This is a genomic window from Sphingomonas sp. Root720 (assembly GCF_001428605.1).
In the GTDB taxonomy this organism is placed as follows: Bacteria; Pseudomonadota; Alphaproteobacteria; order Sphingomonadales; family Sphingomonadaceae; genus Rhizorhabdus.
This window is the reverse complement of record NZ_LMID01000012.1, coordinates 390,577-404,920: the sequence shown is the minus strand read 5'-3', so window position 1 is coordinate 404,920 and position 14,344 is coordinate 390,577. Positions and strand designations below refer to the sequence as shown.

The following is a 14,344-nucleotide window of genomic DNA, read 5'->3' as shown; positions in this document are numbered from 1 at the left end:
CGGAGACCAATGGGGACGGCGGAGGCTCTGGGTCAGTTCGGACCAATAAATACTTGACGCAGGTCGCCTGCCATAGTCCGATCGTACCGGGCACATGGGGGGAACATATGGCGGACGATCAGGCGGGCAGCGCGTTCCGGTTCAACGGCGGCTGGCGCGAGTTCGCGCCGATCGCCTTCACCAACCTGTTGCTGATCATCGTCACGCTCGGCATCTACCGCTTCTGGGCGAAGACGCGCGAGCGCCGCTATCTGTGGAGCCGGACCGACTTCATCGGCGATCCGCTCGAATGGACGGGCACCGGGCTCGAGCTGTTCATCGGCTTCGTGATGGTCGTGCTGCTGCTGTTCGTGCCGATCTTCGTCCTCCAGTTCGTCGTGCAGGGACTGGCGATGCGCGGCCAGTTCGGCCTCGCCGCGCTGCTGATGCTGCTGTCCTACACGGCGCTGATCTATCTCTACGGGCTCGCCCGCTACCGGGCGATCCGGTACCGGCTGAGCCGCACCTTCTGGCGCGGCATCCGGGGCGGCAGCGACGACAAGGGCTGGGGCTATGCGCTGACCGCCCTGTGGAAGACGGCGGTGGGCGCCTTCGTCTTCGGCTTCATGATTCCCTGGTCGATGACGAGCCTGTGGAACGACCGCTGGGGACGGCTGAGCTTCGGCAACCAGCGCTTCGCGGCCCGCGCCGCCTGGCGCCCGATCATTGGTCGCTTCCTGCTGTTCTACCTGCTGCCGATCGCCGGCTGCATCGGCGGCTTCAGCCTGCTCGCCGGCAGGCTCGCGCCCGGCACGCCGCCCAGCCCCGCGGCGTTCGGCGCGATCGTCATCGGCGCCTTCGCCGCCTATTTCGCGATGGGCGTCGTCGCGATCGTCTATTATGCGGCGTTCCTGCGCGAGGCGATCGGATCGCTCACGCTCAACCGGCTCGAATTCGCCTTCACCGCGCGGACGATGGACTGGATCAAGCTGATCCTCGGCCATATCGGCCTCGTCATCGTCACCCTCGGCATCGGGCTGGTCTTCATCGGCTACCGCAACTGGTCCTTCTTCATCCGCCATATGGAAGCCAGCGGCGAGGTCGACCTCGCGGGCCTGACCCAGTCGACCACCGAGGAGCCGCGCCAGGGCGAGGGCCTGCTGGACGCGTTCGATGTCGGAGCCTTCTGAGCCGGCGCCCTATGAGCCGCCGGAAGACCGGGCCCCGGCCTGGCTCCACGACGGCCAATCGGCGGTCCGCCACGACGTGACGGTCGCGATCGAGGGCGGCCGGCTCGTCATCGACGGCTTTCCTCCGGCCCCGCTCGACCGTCTGCGCCGGATCGATGCGCGCGGGCTGCAGTTCGCTCGCAAGGACATGCCCGGCTGGCGGCTCGGCTTCGATAGCGAACCGCCGGCGCCGATCCTGTGGCAGCTCCCCGCCGCCGGCCGCTATGGCGGGCCGATCGACCGGATCGGGCTGTGGGGCGCGGCGGCGATCGCGCTGGCGCTGTCGGCGCTGGGAATCCTGGGGGCGATCCAGGGACTCGACCTGCTCGCGCGGCTGATCCCGTTCAGCTGGGAGCAGCGGCTGGGCGATGCGATCGGCGGCGATTTCGGCGAGCGGGCCTGCCACGCCCCGGCGGGCCAGAAGGCGCTCGACCTGCTCGCGCGGCGGCTGTCGACGCCCGGCCGGCCGATGCGGGTGGGGGTGGTCGACATTCCCGTCGTCAACGCCGTCGCCCTGCCCGGCGGGCGCATCCTGATCTTCCGCGGGCTGATCGACGAGGCCAAGTCGCCCGACGAGCTGGCGGGCGTGCTGGCGCACGAGATCGGCCATGTCGAGCATCGCCATGTGATGGTCGCGCTGCTCCGCCGCTTCGGCCTCGGCCTGCTGGTCGGATCGGGCGGCAGCACCGCCGAATATGGCCAGGCCCTGCTCGAATCGCGCTACAGCCGGGCGGCCGAGAGCGAGGCCGACGATTATTCGATCGAGCGCCTGGTGAAGGCGGGGATCAGCCCCGCGCCGACCGCCGCGCTGTTCCAGCGGCTCGGCAAGAAGGAGGCGGCGATGCCAAAGCTCTTCGTCTACATGGCCAGCCATCCGCCTTCGGCCGAGCGGAAGAAGCGTTTCGACGACGCAACGAAGCAGGTGCTATATCCCAGCCCGGCGCTCGACCCGGCGGGCTGGGCAGCGGTGCGGACGATGTGCGGACAGGCGAAGCCAAAGGGCGAGTTCGGACTTCGATTCTGACGCCCGCCGGGCTAAGCCCAACCCCATGACCGCCTATCTCACCCGCCCCGACAAGCCCGCGCTCGCCTACCGCTATCGCCCCGGACGCGGGCCGGCGATCGTCTTCCTGCCCGGCTACCGGTCCGACATGGAAGGCGAGAAGGCGACCGCGCTCGACGCCTGGGCGGGGCGCGAGGGGCGGGCGATGCTGCGGCTCGACTATGCGGGGTGCGGCGCCAGCGAGGGCGCGTTCGAGGATTTCACCCTGGCCGACTGGCGCGACGACGTGCTCGACATGATCGCCGCCTTCTCGCCGGTCGGACCGCTGGTGCTGGTCGGGTCGTCGATGGGCGGCTGGCTGGCGCTGCTGGTCGCGCTGGCGCTGCCCGGGCGCGTACAGGCCATCGTCGGAATCGCCGCCGCGCCCGACTTCACCGACTGGGGCTTCTCGGACGACGTCGTCGCCCTGCTTCGCCGCGAAGGCCGCATCGCGGAGCCGAACGACTATTCCGAGGAACCCTATGTCACGACGCTCGGCTTCTGGGAATCGGGACAGGCCAACCTGCTGCTCGATGCGGAGATCCCCTTCGACGGGCCGGTCAGGCTGCTTCACGGCGAGCGCGACGATAGCGTGCCGGTGTCGATCGCGCTGCGGCTGGGCAGGGCGCTCCGTTCAGCCGACGTGCAGACGGTCCTGATCAAGGAAGGCGACCACCGCCTGTCGCGGCCGGGCGACATCGCCCTGCTGATCGCGACGGTCGCCCAGCTGATGGAGCCCTGATGTTCGTCCTGCTCGCTGCCGCCGCCGCCGCCGCGACCCCGGTGCCGCCCGCGCCGCCCAGCCAGGCGAATCATGGCGCGCGCGGGCGCAAATGCGCCGCGCTGGCGGAAACGAATCCCAATGCGGCGATCGACGAGGCCCGCGCCTGGGGCATCGCCGGCGGCGGCATGGCCGCGCGCCAGTGCCTCGGCATCGCCCAGTCGGCGCTCGAGCAATGGCCGGCGGCGGCCGCGACCTTCGAGGGCGCCGCCAAGGATGCCCAGATCGCGATGGACCCGATGGCGGTGATATTGTGGATGCAGGCGGGCAATGCCGCGCTGGCGGGCGACCAACCGGCCCGCGCGCGCATCGCGTTCGATCGCGCGCTGACCCTGCCCGGCCTGTCCGACGAGATGAAGGGCGAGGTCCATCTCGACCGCGCCCGCGCGGGTGTCGCGGTCAACGACCTTCCGGGCGCGAAGGCCGACCTCGCCGAAGCGACCCGGCTGGTGCCGCGCGACGCGCTCGGCTGGCTGCTCAGCGCCAACCTCGCCCGCCGGATGAAGGACATGCCGCTGGCCTTCGCCGCGATCCGACAGGCGGCCGCGCTGTCGCCCGACGATCCCGCGGTCAGCTATGAGGCGGGCAACGTCGCCGCGGCGGCGGGCAATATGGACGATGCGAAGGCGGCGTGGACGCGGGCCGCGCAGATGGCGCCGAACAGCAATGCGGGGCAGGCCGCCGCGCTGGCGTTGAAGGGCGGGGACCGCGCCGCCCAGCAATGAGCGGCCCGCGCCCGCTGGCCGGAAGATAGCGCCTGCCGGTCCCTCCGGCCCCTTTGCATCGCGAACCGCGCGTCCTAGAGTGGGCGCATGAAATATCTCCACACCATGATCCGCGTCTCCGACCCCGACGAGACGATCCGCTTCTTCGAATTGCTCGGCCTGCGCGAGATCAACCGCATGGAGAATGAGGCGGGGCGCTTCACCCTGATCTTCCTCGCCGCACCGGGCAATGAGGACGCGCAGGTCGAGCTCACGCACAACTGGGACGAGAAGGGCTATGGCGAAGGCCGCAATTTCGGCCATCTCGCCTATCGCGTCGACAATATCTACGAGACCTGCCAGCGGCTGATGGATGCCGGGGTGACGATCAACCGGCCGCCGCGCGACGGGCACATGGCCTTCGTCCGCTCCCCCGACAATATCTCGGTGGAACTGCTCCAGGGCGGCGAGCGCCTCGCGCCGGCCGAGCCCTGGGTGTCGATGCCGAACACGGGCAAGTGGTGAGATGACGGTCGAGATCGTCCGTATCCCGGTGCTCAGCGACAATTATATCTGGCTGCTGCACGAGCCGGTCTCGGGCGAGACGGTCGCCGTCGACCCGGCGGTGGCCGAGCCGGTGCTGGAGGAAGCCGCCCGGCGCGGCTGGACGATCGGCCAGATCTGGAACACCCACTGGCATGGCGACCATATCGGCGGCAACGAAGCGATCAAGGCGGCGACCGGCGCGACGGTGAGCGCACCCGCCGCCGAGGCCGCGAAGATCCCGTCGCTCGACGTGGCGCTGCGCGAGGGCGATTCCGTCCGGATCGGCGCGATCGAGGGGAGGGTGATGGAGGTTCCCGCGCACACCGCCGGGCATATCGCCATCCACCTGCCCAGCGAGGAGACCGTCTTCGTCGGCGACACGCTGTTCGCGATGGGCTGCGGCCGGCTGTTCGAGGGCACGCCCGAACAGATGTTCGCCAATATGGAGCGGCTGGCCGGATTGCCCGACCCGACCCGCGTCTATTGCGCGCATGAATATACCCAGTCGAACGGCAGATACGCGCTGGTCGCAGAGCCCGGCAACGGCGCGATCCGCGAGCGGATGGAGCGGGTCGACGCGGCGCGGGCCGACGGCGAGGCGACCGTGCCGACCACCATCGCGCTCGAACGCGCGACCAATCCGTTCATGCGCGCCGGATCGGTCGAGGAGCTGGCCCGGCGCCGCGCGGCGAAAGATGTTTTCCGCGGCTGATTCCGTCTATGACCGGTGAAGCCCGTTCACAGGACTGATCCCGATTCCCCTTGGGGCCATGGTCGGCCGGGCGGACGGGGTCGAAGGAGAGTCCCATGCCAGAAGCCCGCTCGCTCCTGCCGCTGCTTGCCCTGCCCCTTCTCCTCGCCGCGTCGGACGGCCCGGCGCCGCTCTCCGACAAGGCGATGAAGGAGCTGGCGGGCCGCACGGCCGGCGCCCCCGTCTCCTGCGTCACCATGCGTCGCATCCAGTCGACCCGGATCGTCGACGAGACCGCGGTGATCTACAAGGAATCGTCGCGCCGCTGGTACGTCAACCAGCTCGATCGCGGCCGCTGCGCGCTGCTCCAGCCCAACCGGGTGCTGATCACCCAGCGGACGACGGGCCAGCTCTGCGGCAACGACCTGGTGACGATCGCCGAGCAGACCTCGCCGATCACCTATGGCGCCTGCGGGCTGGGCGAATTCGTGCCGTACACGAAATAGGCGCGAACCTCGTCATTCCAGCGAACGCGCTCTGCTGTCCGGGATGACGCCCGACCTTCACCCCGGTTCGCGCTGGTTGAAGATCGACCAGCCGGTGGCGGCCGCCAGCCGTTCGAGCGCCAGCGAGCCGAGCGTCGAATTGCCGCGCTCGTTGAGGCCGGGGGACCAGACCGCGATCGAGGCGATCCCCGGCACCACGCAGAGGATGCCGCCGCCGACCCCGGACTTGCCGGGAATGCCGACACGGAAGGCGAACTCGCCCGATCCGTCATAATGGCCGCACAGCATCATCAGCGCGTTGATGCGCCGCGCGCGCATCGGCGACACGATGTTGAAGCCGGTGTCGGGATGCTGCCCCTCGTGCATCAGGAAGCGGCCCGCCCGGGCGAGCTGGCGGCAGGTCATCGCCAGCGCGCACTGGTGGAAATAGACCCCCAGCACCTGGTCGACCGGATGATCGATATTGCCGAAGCTGCGCATGTAATTGGCGAGCGCGGTGTTGCGGAAGCCGGTCTCCGCCTCGCCCTTCGCGACCTCGTCGTCGATGCCGATGCCGTCGTCGCCGGCAAGGTCGCGAACGAAGCGCAATATCTCGCCGATCGCTTCCTTGGGCTCATGCCCCGCGAGAACCACGTCGGAGACGACGATCGCCCCGGCGTTGATGAAGGGATTGCGCGGGATTCCATGCTCGGCCTCGAGCTGGACGATCGAGTTGAAGGCGTTGCCCGACGGTTCGCGCCCGACCCGCTTCCACAGCGCGTCCCCCACCTTGCCGAGCGCGATGGTGAGCGCGAACACCTTCGACACCGACTGGATCGAGAAGGCGATATCGGCGTCGCCGGCCGCATGGACCTTGCCGTCGTGCGTGGTGACGGCGATGCCGAAATGCCGGGGATCGACCCGCGCGAGGCCGGGGATATAGTCGGCGACCTTGCCGCGGTCCTCGCGGGCGGCCATTTCCCCGGCGATGCGGTCGACGATGGCCTGGAGATCGGGCGCGGCGGTCACCGGCATGTCCGTCGCTCTCCCTGGCTGGCTTTCCCGGCGGCGATCAGACCCGCATCGGCATGAGCACGTAGAGCGCGGGCGCCTTGTCGTTCTCGCGGATCAGGGTGGGCGCGGCGGCGTCGGCGAGGTGGACCTCGACCGTGTCGCCGTCGATCTGGCCGAGGATGTCGAGCAGATAGCGGGCGTTGAAGCCGATCTCGAAGCCGGCGGCGGTGTAATCGCCGGAGACCTCCTCGGCGGCGGTGCCGTTCTCGGGGCTGGTCACCGACAGGGTGATCTTGTCGCGATCGAGCGCCATCTTCACCGCGCGGGTCTTTTCCGAGGCGATGGTGGCGACACGGTCGACGCCTTCCATGAAGCTCTTCGGATCGATCCTGAGCAGCTTGTCGTTCGCGGTCGGGATCACCCGGTTATAGTCGGGGAAGGTGCCGTCGATCAGCTTGGAGGTCAGGACCGCGGTGCCGAGGCCGAAGCGGATTTTCGTCGACGACAGGGTGATGTCGACCGAGCCGTCGAGCTCGTCGAGCAGCTTGCGCAGCTCGCCCACGCATTTGCGCGGGATGATGATGTCGGGCATCCCCTCGGCACCGTCGGGGCGCGCGATGGTGACGCGGGCCAGGCGGTGCCCGTCGGTTGCCGCCGCCTTGAGCACCGGCGAACCTTCGTCCTGGACATGGAAGAAGATGCCGTTGAGATAATAGCGGGTCTCTTCGGTCGAGATCGCGAAGCGCGTCTTGTCGATCAGCTGCTTGAGCGTTTCGGCGGGCAGCTCGAACTTGGTCGGCAGCTCGCCCTCGGCGATCATCGGGAAATCGTCCTTGGGCAGGGTCTGCAGGTTGAAGCGGGCGCGGCCCGCGACGATCTGCATCTTGCCGTCGGCGGCCGAGAGCTGGACCTGCGATCCTTCGGGCAGCTTGCGGGCGATGTCGAACAGCGTGTGCGCCGACACGGTGGTGGCGCCCGGCTGCTCGACCGCGGCCGCGACGGCCTCGACGATCTGCAGGTCGAGGTCGGTCGCCATCAGCCGCAGCGTGCCTTCGGCGGTCGCCTCGATCAGCACGTTCGACAGAATCGGGATGGTATTCCGGCGCTCGACGACCGACTGGACGTGACCCAGACTCTTCAGAAGCGTCGCGCGTTCAATCGTAGCCTTCATGGATTGCCCCGGCATCCCCAACGTTAAGCGGACGATGGTTATAGCGCGGCTTTACGGCCCCGCCAGCCTAAAGCGTCAGACGCCGGCATAATTCGCGGGGTCGGTCGCTTGCTCCGTCGCCTCGCCCCCGCGTCTCGGTTCGTCGTCCCGGCTCGCGCGGCGAGACGGGAGCAAATCGGCGGACGTCGGCAAGGAAAAAGGGCCCGGCGTCCCGCGCCGAGCCCTTTCCCGCACCGTCGCCGTCGCGATCAGAAGCGCATGCCGAAGCCGGCAACGACCTGATGGCGCGAGAAGCCCTGCTCATAGTTCGAATAGCGATATTCGGTCTTGATGAAGCTGTTGGGGCTCAGCGCATATTCGGCGCCCGCGCCGACGCGGAAACCGTCGAGGTTGGTTTTGTCCAGCGTGATCTGGCCGGTGCCGTCGTCACCGGTCAGCTTCGCGCGGGCGTTGGTGTAGCCGCCCTTGGCATAGAGCAGCGTGCTGCCCCCGATCACCTTGCCGACGCGGCCGCCGACATAGAGATCACGACCGGCCTTGGCGCAGAGGCGCGGATCGGCGACGGTGGTCGAGCCGATGCACTGCTTCACGCCCGAATCCGACGCTTCGGCCTCGACGCCGACCAGGCCCATGCCGGTCTGGAAATCATAACCGGCGCCGATACCGTAGGTGACGCCGTCATCATGCCCGTTGTTCTGGACGCGGTCCCAGCCGACGAGACCTTCGACGCGGGCACCGGTGAACGGGGCCTTGTCCTGGGCGAGGGCGGGGGTTGCTGCGCTGGCCGCGAGGAGAGCGGCGACAACGATGCTACGCATAGTATAACTCCATTTATAACCTCGTCTCCGAACAGACTGGAGACGTGGGTGGCCTAGTGCACCAAGCCGCGGGTAGTTGCATGAACGCCAGATAAACAACGGAAATTGTGGCATTTTTGCTACAGGTCAACGATCGAGGGCTTGACAGTTGAAGGTGCGGATTTGCTGGTTGCTTGCCGTCCCGATGATCGTTTCGGCGGCCCCGCCGGGCAGGGTGCCGCTGGGAATCTTTTCGGGCTGGGGCGCCTTTCGGGACGAACAGCCGCCTCGCTGCTACGCGATCGCGATCCCCGAGCGGCGCGGCTCGGGCGAATGGCGCAGCTTCGCGGCTGTCGCGATCTGGCCGCGGCAGAAGATCAACGGCCAGGTCCATTTCCGTCTGCGCGAGCCGCGCCGGCCGAACAGCCCGATCCGGCTCATCTTCGGCGATCGCAGCTTTCCGCTGGTCGCGGCCGGGGTCGACGCCTGGGCGCCGGGCCCGCGCGCCGACGCCGCGATCATCGCGACAATGCGCAGCGGCACCTCGATGCGGATCGCCTGGGTGTCGAAGGAGGGGCGCAACCGCTCCGACGGCTATCTGCTCAAGGGCGTCGCCACCGCGATCGATGCGGCGGCGCTGGGGTGCGCGCGGCGATAGGGCGCCGCCTGGAAGGCGGGGCCTATTCCCGCATCGCCTCGGCGGCGAGCGCGTCGGCCTCGATCAGCAGGACGTCGTCGGCCAGGCCCTGTGCCACCGTCTCGCGGCCGATCAGCACCAGCACCGGCACAGCGAGCGGGGAGACGCGGTCAAGCTGGACATGGACGATATGCTCGGCCGCGCGCTCGATCAGCGCGCCGAGCCGGCCGACGTCGGTCATCTTCGCGCGCGCGTCGGCCCAGGCGGCGTCGAGCAGCAGATGGTCAGGCTCGTAGCGGCGCAGCACGTCGTAGATCAGGTCGGTCGAGAAGGTGACCTGCCGCCCCGACTTCTTCTTGCCGGGATGCTGGCGCTCGACCAGGCCGCCGATCACCGCCACCTCGCGAAAGGCGCGCTTGAGCAGCGCCGACCGCTCGACCCAGTCGACGAACTCGTCCTCCAATATCGTTGCCGAGAACAGGCTGGCCGGATCGGTCACCGGTTCCAGCGAATAGGTGGCGATCGCATAGTCGGAGGCGACGAAGCCGAGCGGGGAGAGGCCTTGGCTCTCCATGCGCCGGGTCAGCAACATGCCGAGCGACTGGTGCGCGTTCCAGCCCTCGAAGCTGTAGATCACCATATAATGGCGCTTTTCGTGCGCGAAGGTCTCGATCAGCAGCTCGTCGGGCGCGGGCAGGCGCGAGCGGCGGCCCTGCACCTCCAGCCATTCGCGGACGTCGTCGGGGAAGCGCGGCCATTCGGAAGGGTCGTGGAGATAGGCGCGGACCCGGTCGGCGAGATGGGTCGAGATCGGCATCCGCGCGCCGCCATAGGTGGGGATGCGCGCCGGCTTCGACGTTGCGCGGACGATCAGGTCGGTGAGATCGATCTTCTGGACCTCGAGCGCCATCCCCATGAAGAAGAAGCAGTCGCCCGGGGCCAGGCTGGTGCCGAAGCCCTCCTCGACCTTGCCGAGGCTGCGGCCGTTCCGGAAGCGCACGTCGAGCATCGGCGCCTCGACGATGATCCCGGCGTTGAGCCGGTGCTGGGCGGCGAAATTGGGATGGCTGAGCCGCCACTCGCCGTCGGGGGTGCGGGCGAGGCGGCGGAATTTCTCGTAGGCCTTCAGCGCATAGCCGCCATTGGCGATGTAATCGAGCACGCGGCCGAACTGCTCGGCCGACAGCGTCGCATAGGGCGCGGCGCGGTTGACCTCGGCGAGGAGCCGTTCGGCGCGGAACGGCCCTGCGCACGCCACCGCCATCACATGCTGGGCGAGCACGTCGATGCTGCCGGGCCGGAACGGGTCGTTGTCGAGCTCGCCCGCCTCGATCGCGTCGAGCGCGGCGCGGCCCTCCAGATATTCGAAGCGGTTGCCCGGCACGATCACCGCCTCGCTCGGTTCGTCGAGCCGGTGGTTGGCGCGGCCGATCCGCTGGAGCAGGCGCGAGGCCCCCTTGGGAGCGCCCATCTGGATGACCATGTCGACATCGCCCCAGTCGACGCCGAGGTCGAGGCTGGCGGTCGCGACCAGCGCGCGCAGCCGCCCCTCGGCCATGGCATTCTCCACCTTGCGGCGCGCCTCCCGCGACAGCGAGCCATGATGGATGCCGATCGGCAGGCTCATCGCATTGACCATCCACAGATCCTGGAAGATCAGCTCGGCGAGGCTGCGGGTGTTGCAGAAGATGATCGTCGTCTTGTGGGTCTCGATCTCCGCCATCACCTGTTGGGCGGCATAGCGCCCCGAATGGCCGGCCCAGGGAATGCGCCCCTCGGGAATCAATATGCCGATCTCCGGCCGCGCGCCCGGCTCGCCCTGCACCAGGGCGACCGCGCCGTAATCGCCGTCGCCCGACAGCCAGCCGCGATAGGCGTCGACATCGGCAACGGTGGCCGACAGCGCAACCCGGCGCATCTGCGGGGCGAGCCCCTCGAGCCGGGCGAGCGACAGCGCCAGCAGGTCGCCGCGCTTGGTGGTCGCGAAGGCGTGGACCTCGTCGATCACCACCGTCTTCAACCCGGCGAACAGCGTCGCGCTGTCGGGGTAGGAGAGCAGCAGGCTCAGCGATTCGGGCGTGGTGAGCAGGATCTGCGGCGGCTTGGTCCGCTGCCGCGCCTTGCGGTCGGACGGGGTGTCGCCCGTCCGCGTCTCCACCCTGATATCGAGCCCCATCTCGTCGATCGGGGTCAGCAGGTTGCGCTGGACGTCGACCGCGAGCGCCTTGAGCGGCGACACGTAGAGGGTGTGGAGCCCGTCCCGCGGCGCCTCGATCAGGTCTACGAGGGTGGGAAGGAAGCCGGCGAGGGTCTTGCCCGACCCGGTCGGCGCGACCAGCAGCGCATCGCGGCCCGCACGCGCGGCGGCGAGCATGTCGCGCTGGTGGCGGCGCGGCGCCCAGCCTTTCGCGGCGAACCAGCCGGCGAGGGGGGCGGGAAGGTCGGTCACCCCAGGCCTTTACCCGTCATTCCAGCGAAAGCTGGAATCTCACTGCCTTCGTGCGTGCCGAGCGGAGCGAGAAAAGTGAGATCCCGGCTTTCGCCGGGATGACGGTGATGGGTTGGCCGCTCAATGCCCGGCCTGCTCGCCACGCTCCAGCCCGGAGGCGGCGAGTTGCGCGTCGATCTGGGCGAGCAGCCGGTCGAGTCCGGCCTGGTCGTTCGCCTCGGCGCGGGCGACGAGGACGTCCTGGGTGTTCGATGCGCGCAGCAGCCACCAGCCGTCGGGGGTGTTGACCCGTGCCCCGTCGGTGCGGTCGACCTCGGCGCCCGAGGCCTCGAGCCGGTCGAGTACCTCCTCGACCACCGCGAACTTGCGGCTCTCGTCGACCTGGAAGCGGAGCTCGGGAGTGTTGACCAGCTTCGGCATCCGGTCCTTGAGCGCTGTCAGCGAGCCGCCGAGCTGGCCGATCGCCTCGATCAGGCGCACCGCCGAATAGAGCGCGTCGTCGAAGCCGTACCAGCGATGCTTGAAGAAGATGTGGCCCGACATCTCGCCCGCGAGCGGGCTGTCGGTCTCGGCCATCTTGACCTTGATCAGGCTGTGGCCGGTCTTCCACATGCACGGGGTGCCGCCCAGCTCGGCGACCCGGTCGAACAGCGCCTGGCTGGCCTTGACGTCGGCGATGATCGTGCCGCCCGGAACCTCCTTCAGCACCGGCTCGGCGAGGATCGAGAGGATCTGGTCGCCCCACGCCACGCGGCCGAGACCGTCGATCGCGCCGATCCGGTCGGCGTCGCCGTCGAAGGCGATGCCGAAATCGAGCTGCTCGGCGGCGACCAGCGCCTTGAGATCGGCGAGGTTCTTCTCCTCGGTCGGATCGGGGTGATGGTGGGGGAAGCTGCCGTCGATCTCGGCATAGAGGACATGGTGCTCGCCGGGCAGCCGGCTCACCAGCTTTTCGAGAATCCGGCCGCCCGCGCCGTTGCCGTTGTCCCAGCCGATCCGGAAGCCGGTGCCCTGGAAGTCCTGGACGAGGCGATCGACATAGAGATCCTCGATGTCGGCGTCGGTCACCGTCCCGCTGCCTTCGTCCCAGTCGTCCTCGGCGGCCATCCGGCCGATCGCCTGGATCTGGTCGGCGAAGAAGGGCTTGTGGTGGAGCACCATCTTGAAGCCGTTATAATCGGCGGGGTTGTGGCTGCCGGTGATCTGGATGCCGCCGTCGACCTCCAGCGTCGCCTCGGCGAAATAGAGCATCGGGGTCGGCCCCAGGCCGGTGCGGACGACGTCGACGCCGCTGTCGGTCAGGCCGCGGACCAGCTCGTCGCGCAGGGATTCGGACGAGACGCGCCCGTCCCAGCCGACCGCGACCCGGGTGCCGCCCGCGCGGCGGACATGGGTCGCGAAGCCGCGGCCGATCGCATAGGCGTCGGCGGGCCCCAGCGTCTTTCCGACGATCCCGCGGATGTCATATTCACGAAGCGAGGTCGGGTCGAAACGATGGGTCAAATCATCCTCCGTGAGGTGCGGTGCCGGCGGGTGCCGGACGGCGGACACGAAACGTGGTTAGCGCTTCCGCAGTTCCGCCAGCAAGATGTCGCGCGCCGCATTGACGCGCCCGGCAAGCTCGGCCGAGCCGCCCTGGTCGGGATGGACCCTGGTCACCAGCCGGCGGTGCGCCGCGCGGATCGCGTCGGGGCCCGCGCCCGGGGCGACGCCGAGCACGCGGCGGGCTTCGTCCATGTCCATCGGAGCGGGCGGAGCGGCCCCGGCCGAGCCGGGCTGCATCAGCAGCCAGATGCCGGGCAGGAACATCGGCAGCGCGATCATCCACGCGCCGCGCGTCAGCAGCAGCAGGGCGCCGACCGCGGACAGCGCGGCGACGAGCTGCTGGCGGCTGAGCCCGCGCCCCCAATACCACCAGGCGACCGCGGCGGCCGCCAGCAGCAGCAGGATCACCCGGCCACCACCTGGCCGGGCGCCTGGCTCGGCGCCTGATGCTGATGCTGCGGCCATTGCGACAAGGCGAGGCCAGACACCATCTCGCGCAGCTCCTGCCGCGCGGCGACATGGCCGAGGCCCGCGTCGCTGCCGATCGCCTTCATGTCGAGCAGGGTCAGCCCCTTCGGAAAGAGCTCGCGGTAGATCACGCGCTCGGACAGGCCGGGGATGACGCGGAAGCCGACCCGCTTGGCGAGGTCCTGCATCGCGTCGGCGACCCGGCGCATGTTGCGCGCCTCGAGATGCTGGAGGCGGTTGCGCAGCAGCACCCAGTCGACCGTGCCGCCGTCGATCCGCCCGCGCGCCTTGCGCGCTTCCCACACCAGTTCGGCATAGAAGCTGGGGCGATGGATCTTGAAGGTTTCTGGATCGACCTGGCCGATCAGGTCGAGATCGACGAAGCTGTCGTTGATCGGGGTGACCAGCGTGTCGGCGCGGACGATCGCGGCGCGGGCATGCTCGTCGTCGCGGCCGGGCGTGTCGATGACGATGATGTCGTGATCGGCGGCGAAGCCGTCGATCAGCGCGTCGAGCCGATGGCCCTTGGCGGCGTCGAAGGTCTCGAAGGTCGGGGTCGGCAGCGGCAGGCCGGTGCGCTTCGCGGTCGCCAGCCGATTCTCCAGATAGCGGGCCAGGGTCCGCTGCCGCGTGTCGAGATCGATCGCCGCCACCCGGCGCCCGGCCGAGGCCAGCGCGACCGCGACATGGACCGAGGTGGTCGATTTCCCCGACCCGCCCTTTTCGTTGGCGAAGGTGATGAGATGAGCGTTCGGCAAACTATATTCCCTTCACCGCACCATGCTTGATCGCGCAAGCGGCCTTGT

General features: G+C 69.0%; 15 protein-coding genes. 8 read left to right on the top strand and 7 right to left on the bottom strand.

The window, feature by feature from the left end:
* Window positions 1-107 precede the first annotated feature (107 nt).
* From ASE22_RS17020 to ASE22_RS16990, 7 genes are all read left to right on the top strand, one after another.
* Complete coding sequence (locus ASE22_RS17020) at window positions 108-1,169, top strand: YjgN family protein (RefSeq protein ID WP_056362239.1); 1,062 nt, start codon at window positions 108-110, stop codon at window positions 1,167-1,169.
* Window positions 1,153-2,232, top strand: a complete 1,080-nt coding sequence (locus ASE22_RS17015; RefSeq protein WP_082545344.1) for a M48 family metallopeptidase — start codon at window positions 1,153-1,155, stop codon at window positions 2,230-2,232. The genes ASE22_RS17020 and ASE22_RS17015 overlap by 17 nt, the downstream gene beginning before the upstream one ends.
* A gap of 25 nt (window positions 2,233-2,257) precedes the next feature.
* Window positions 2,258-2,992: an alpha/beta hydrolase family protein gene (locus tag ASE22_RS17010; protein WP_056362236.1), complete on the top strand. Its 735-nt coding sequence runs from the start codon at window positions 2,258-2,260 to the stop codon at window positions 2,990-2,992.
* Window positions 2,992-3,756, top strand: coding sequence for a hypothetical protein (locus tag ASE22_RS17005; protein WP_056362232.1), 765 nt, complete (start codon window positions 2,992-2,994; stop codon window positions 3,754-3,756). Before ASE22_RS17010 ends, ASE22_RS17005 begins: the two co-directional genes overlap by 1 nt.
* A gap of 87 nt (window positions 3,757-3,843) precedes the next feature.
* Window positions 3,844-4,260, top strand: a complete 417-nt coding sequence (locus ASE22_RS17000; protein WP_056362230.1) for a VOC family protein — start codon at window positions 3,844-3,846, stop codon at window positions 4,258-4,260.
* A gap of 1 nt (window position 4,261) precedes the next feature.
* Window positions 4,262-4,993 (top strand): hydroxyacylglutathione hydrolase, encoded by a 732-nt coding sequence (gloB, locus tag ASE22_RS16995; RefSeq protein ID WP_056362227.1) that lies wholly within the window; start codon window positions 4,262-4,264, stop codon window positions 4,991-4,993.
* Between the two features lie 95 nt (window positions 4,994-5,088).
* A complete protein-coding gene (locus ASE22_RS16990; RefSeq protein ID WP_056362224.1) occupies window positions 5,089-5,478 on the top strand; it encodes a DUF6491 family protein in 390 nt (129 codons plus the stop codon).
* A 57-nt stretch (window positions 5,479-5,535) separates the two neighbouring features.
* Here the strand turns inward: ASE22_RS16990 and ASE22_RS16985 are convergent, their stop codons facing one another.
* The 3 genes from ASE22_RS16985 to ASE22_RS16975 all read right to left on the bottom strand — a co-directional run bounded on the left by ASE22_RS16985 (window position 5,536) and on the right by ASE22_RS16975 (window position 8,460).
* Entirely contained in the window at window positions 5,536-6,492 is a 957-nt protein-coding gene (locus ASE22_RS16985) for a glutaminase (RefSeq protein ID WP_056362221.1), read from the bottom strand.
* A gap of 37 nt (window positions 6,493-6,529) precedes the next feature.
* Window positions 6,530-7,642 (bottom strand): DNA polymerase III subunit beta, encoded by a 1,113-nt coding sequence (gene dnaN, locus ASE22_RS16980; RefSeq protein WP_056362218.1) that lies wholly within the window; start codon window positions 7,640-7,642, stop codon window positions 6,530-6,532.
* A 248-nt stretch (window positions 7,643-7,890) separates the two neighbouring features.
* Window positions 7,891-8,460, bottom strand: coding sequence for an outer membrane protein (locus ASE22_RS16975; RefSeq protein WP_056362216.1), 570 nt, complete (start codon window positions 8,458-8,460; stop codon window positions 7,891-7,893).
* A 184-nt stretch (window positions 8,461-8,644) separates the two neighbouring features.
* On the opposite strand from ASE22_RS16975, the gene ASE22_RS16970 reads away from it, so the two are divergent.
* On the top strand, window positions 8,645-9,097 hold the full coding sequence (locus tag ASE22_RS16970) for a hypothetical protein (protein WP_235537382.1): 453 nt from the start codon (window positions 8,645-8,647) through the stop codon (window positions 9,095-9,097).
* Window positions 9,098-9,119: 22 nt separating this feature from the next.
* On the opposite strand, the gene ASE22_RS16965 is transcribed toward ASE22_RS16970, so the two are convergent.
* From ASE22_RS16965 to ASE22_RS16950, 4 genes are all read right to left on the bottom strand, one after another.
* On the bottom strand, window positions 9,120-11,525 hold the full coding sequence (locus ASE22_RS16965; protein WP_056362210.1) for a ligase-associated DNA damage response DEXH box helicase: 2,406 nt from the start codon (window positions 11,523-11,525) through the stop codon (window positions 9,120-9,122).
* Window positions 11,526-11,645: 120 nt separating this feature from the next.
* Window positions 11,646-13,028 carry a phosphoglucomutase/phosphomannomutase PgmG gene (gene pgmG / locus ASE22_RS16960; RefSeq protein WP_056362207.1) on the bottom strand — a complete coding sequence of 461 codons (1,383 nt, stop codon included), beginning with the start codon at window positions 13,026-13,028 and terminating at the stop codon, window positions 11,646-11,648.
* Window positions 13,029-13,085: 57 nt separating this feature from the next.
* On the bottom strand, window positions 13,086-13,478 hold the full coding sequence (locus ASE22_RS16955) for a J domain-containing protein (protein ID WP_056362205.1): 393 nt from the start codon (window positions 13,476-13,478) through the stop codon (window positions 13,086-13,088).
* Entirely contained in the window at window positions 13,475-14,296 is an 822-nt protein-coding gene (locus ASE22_RS16950) for a division plane positioning ATPase MipZ (RefSeq protein WP_056362201.1), read from the bottom strand. The genes ASE22_RS16955 and ASE22_RS16950 overlap by 4 nt, the downstream gene beginning before the upstream one ends.
* Window positions 14,297-14,344: the final 48 nt, after the last annotated feature.

Excerpts from the sequence above, each read along its gene's own strand:
- ASE22_RS17020 (WP_056362239.1), top strand. The coding sequence starts at position 108 with ATGGCGGACGATCAGGCGGGCAGCGCGTTCCGGTTCAACGGCGGCTGG.
- ASE22_RS17015 (WP_082545344.1), top strand. The coding sequence starts at position 1,153 with ATGTCGGAGCCTTCTGAGCCGGCGCCCTATGAGCCGCCGGAAGACCGG.
- ASE22_RS17010 (WP_056362236.1), top strand. The coding sequence starts at position 2,258 with ATGACCGCCTATCTCACCCGCCCCGACAAGCCCGCGCTCGCCTACCGC.
- ASE22_RS17005 (WP_056362232.1), top strand. The coding sequence starts at position 2,992 with ATGTTCGTCCTGCTCGCTGCCGCCGCCGCCGCCGCGACCCCGGTGCCG.
- ASE22_RS17000 (WP_056362230.1), top strand. The coding sequence starts at position 3,844 with ATGAAATATCTCCACACCATGATCCGCGTCTCCGACCCCGACGAGACG.
- gloB (WP_056362227.1), top strand. The coding sequence starts at position 4,262 with ATGACGGTCGAGATCGTCCGTATCCCGGTGCTCAGCGACAATTATATC.
- ASE22_RS16990 (WP_056362224.1), top strand. The coding sequence starts at position 5,089 with ATGCCAGAAGCCCGCTCGCTCCTGCCGCTGCTTGCCCTGCCCCTTCTC.
- ASE22_RS16985 (WP_056362221.1), bottom strand. The coding sequence starts at position 6,492 with ATGCCGGTGACCGCCGCGCCCGATCTCCAGGCCATCGTCGACCGCATC.
- dnaN (WP_056362218.1), bottom strand. The coding sequence starts at position 7,642 with ATGAAGGCTACGATTGAACGCGCGACGCTTCTGAAGAGTCTGGGTCAC.
- ASE22_RS16975 (WP_056362216.1), bottom strand. The coding sequence starts at position 8,460 with ATGCGTAGCATCGTTGTCGCCGCTCTCCTCGCGGCCAGCGCAGCAACC.
- ASE22_RS16970 (WP_235537382.1), top strand. The coding sequence starts at position 8,645 with ATGATCGTTTCGGCGGCCCCGCCGGGCAGGGTGCCGCTGGGAATCTTT.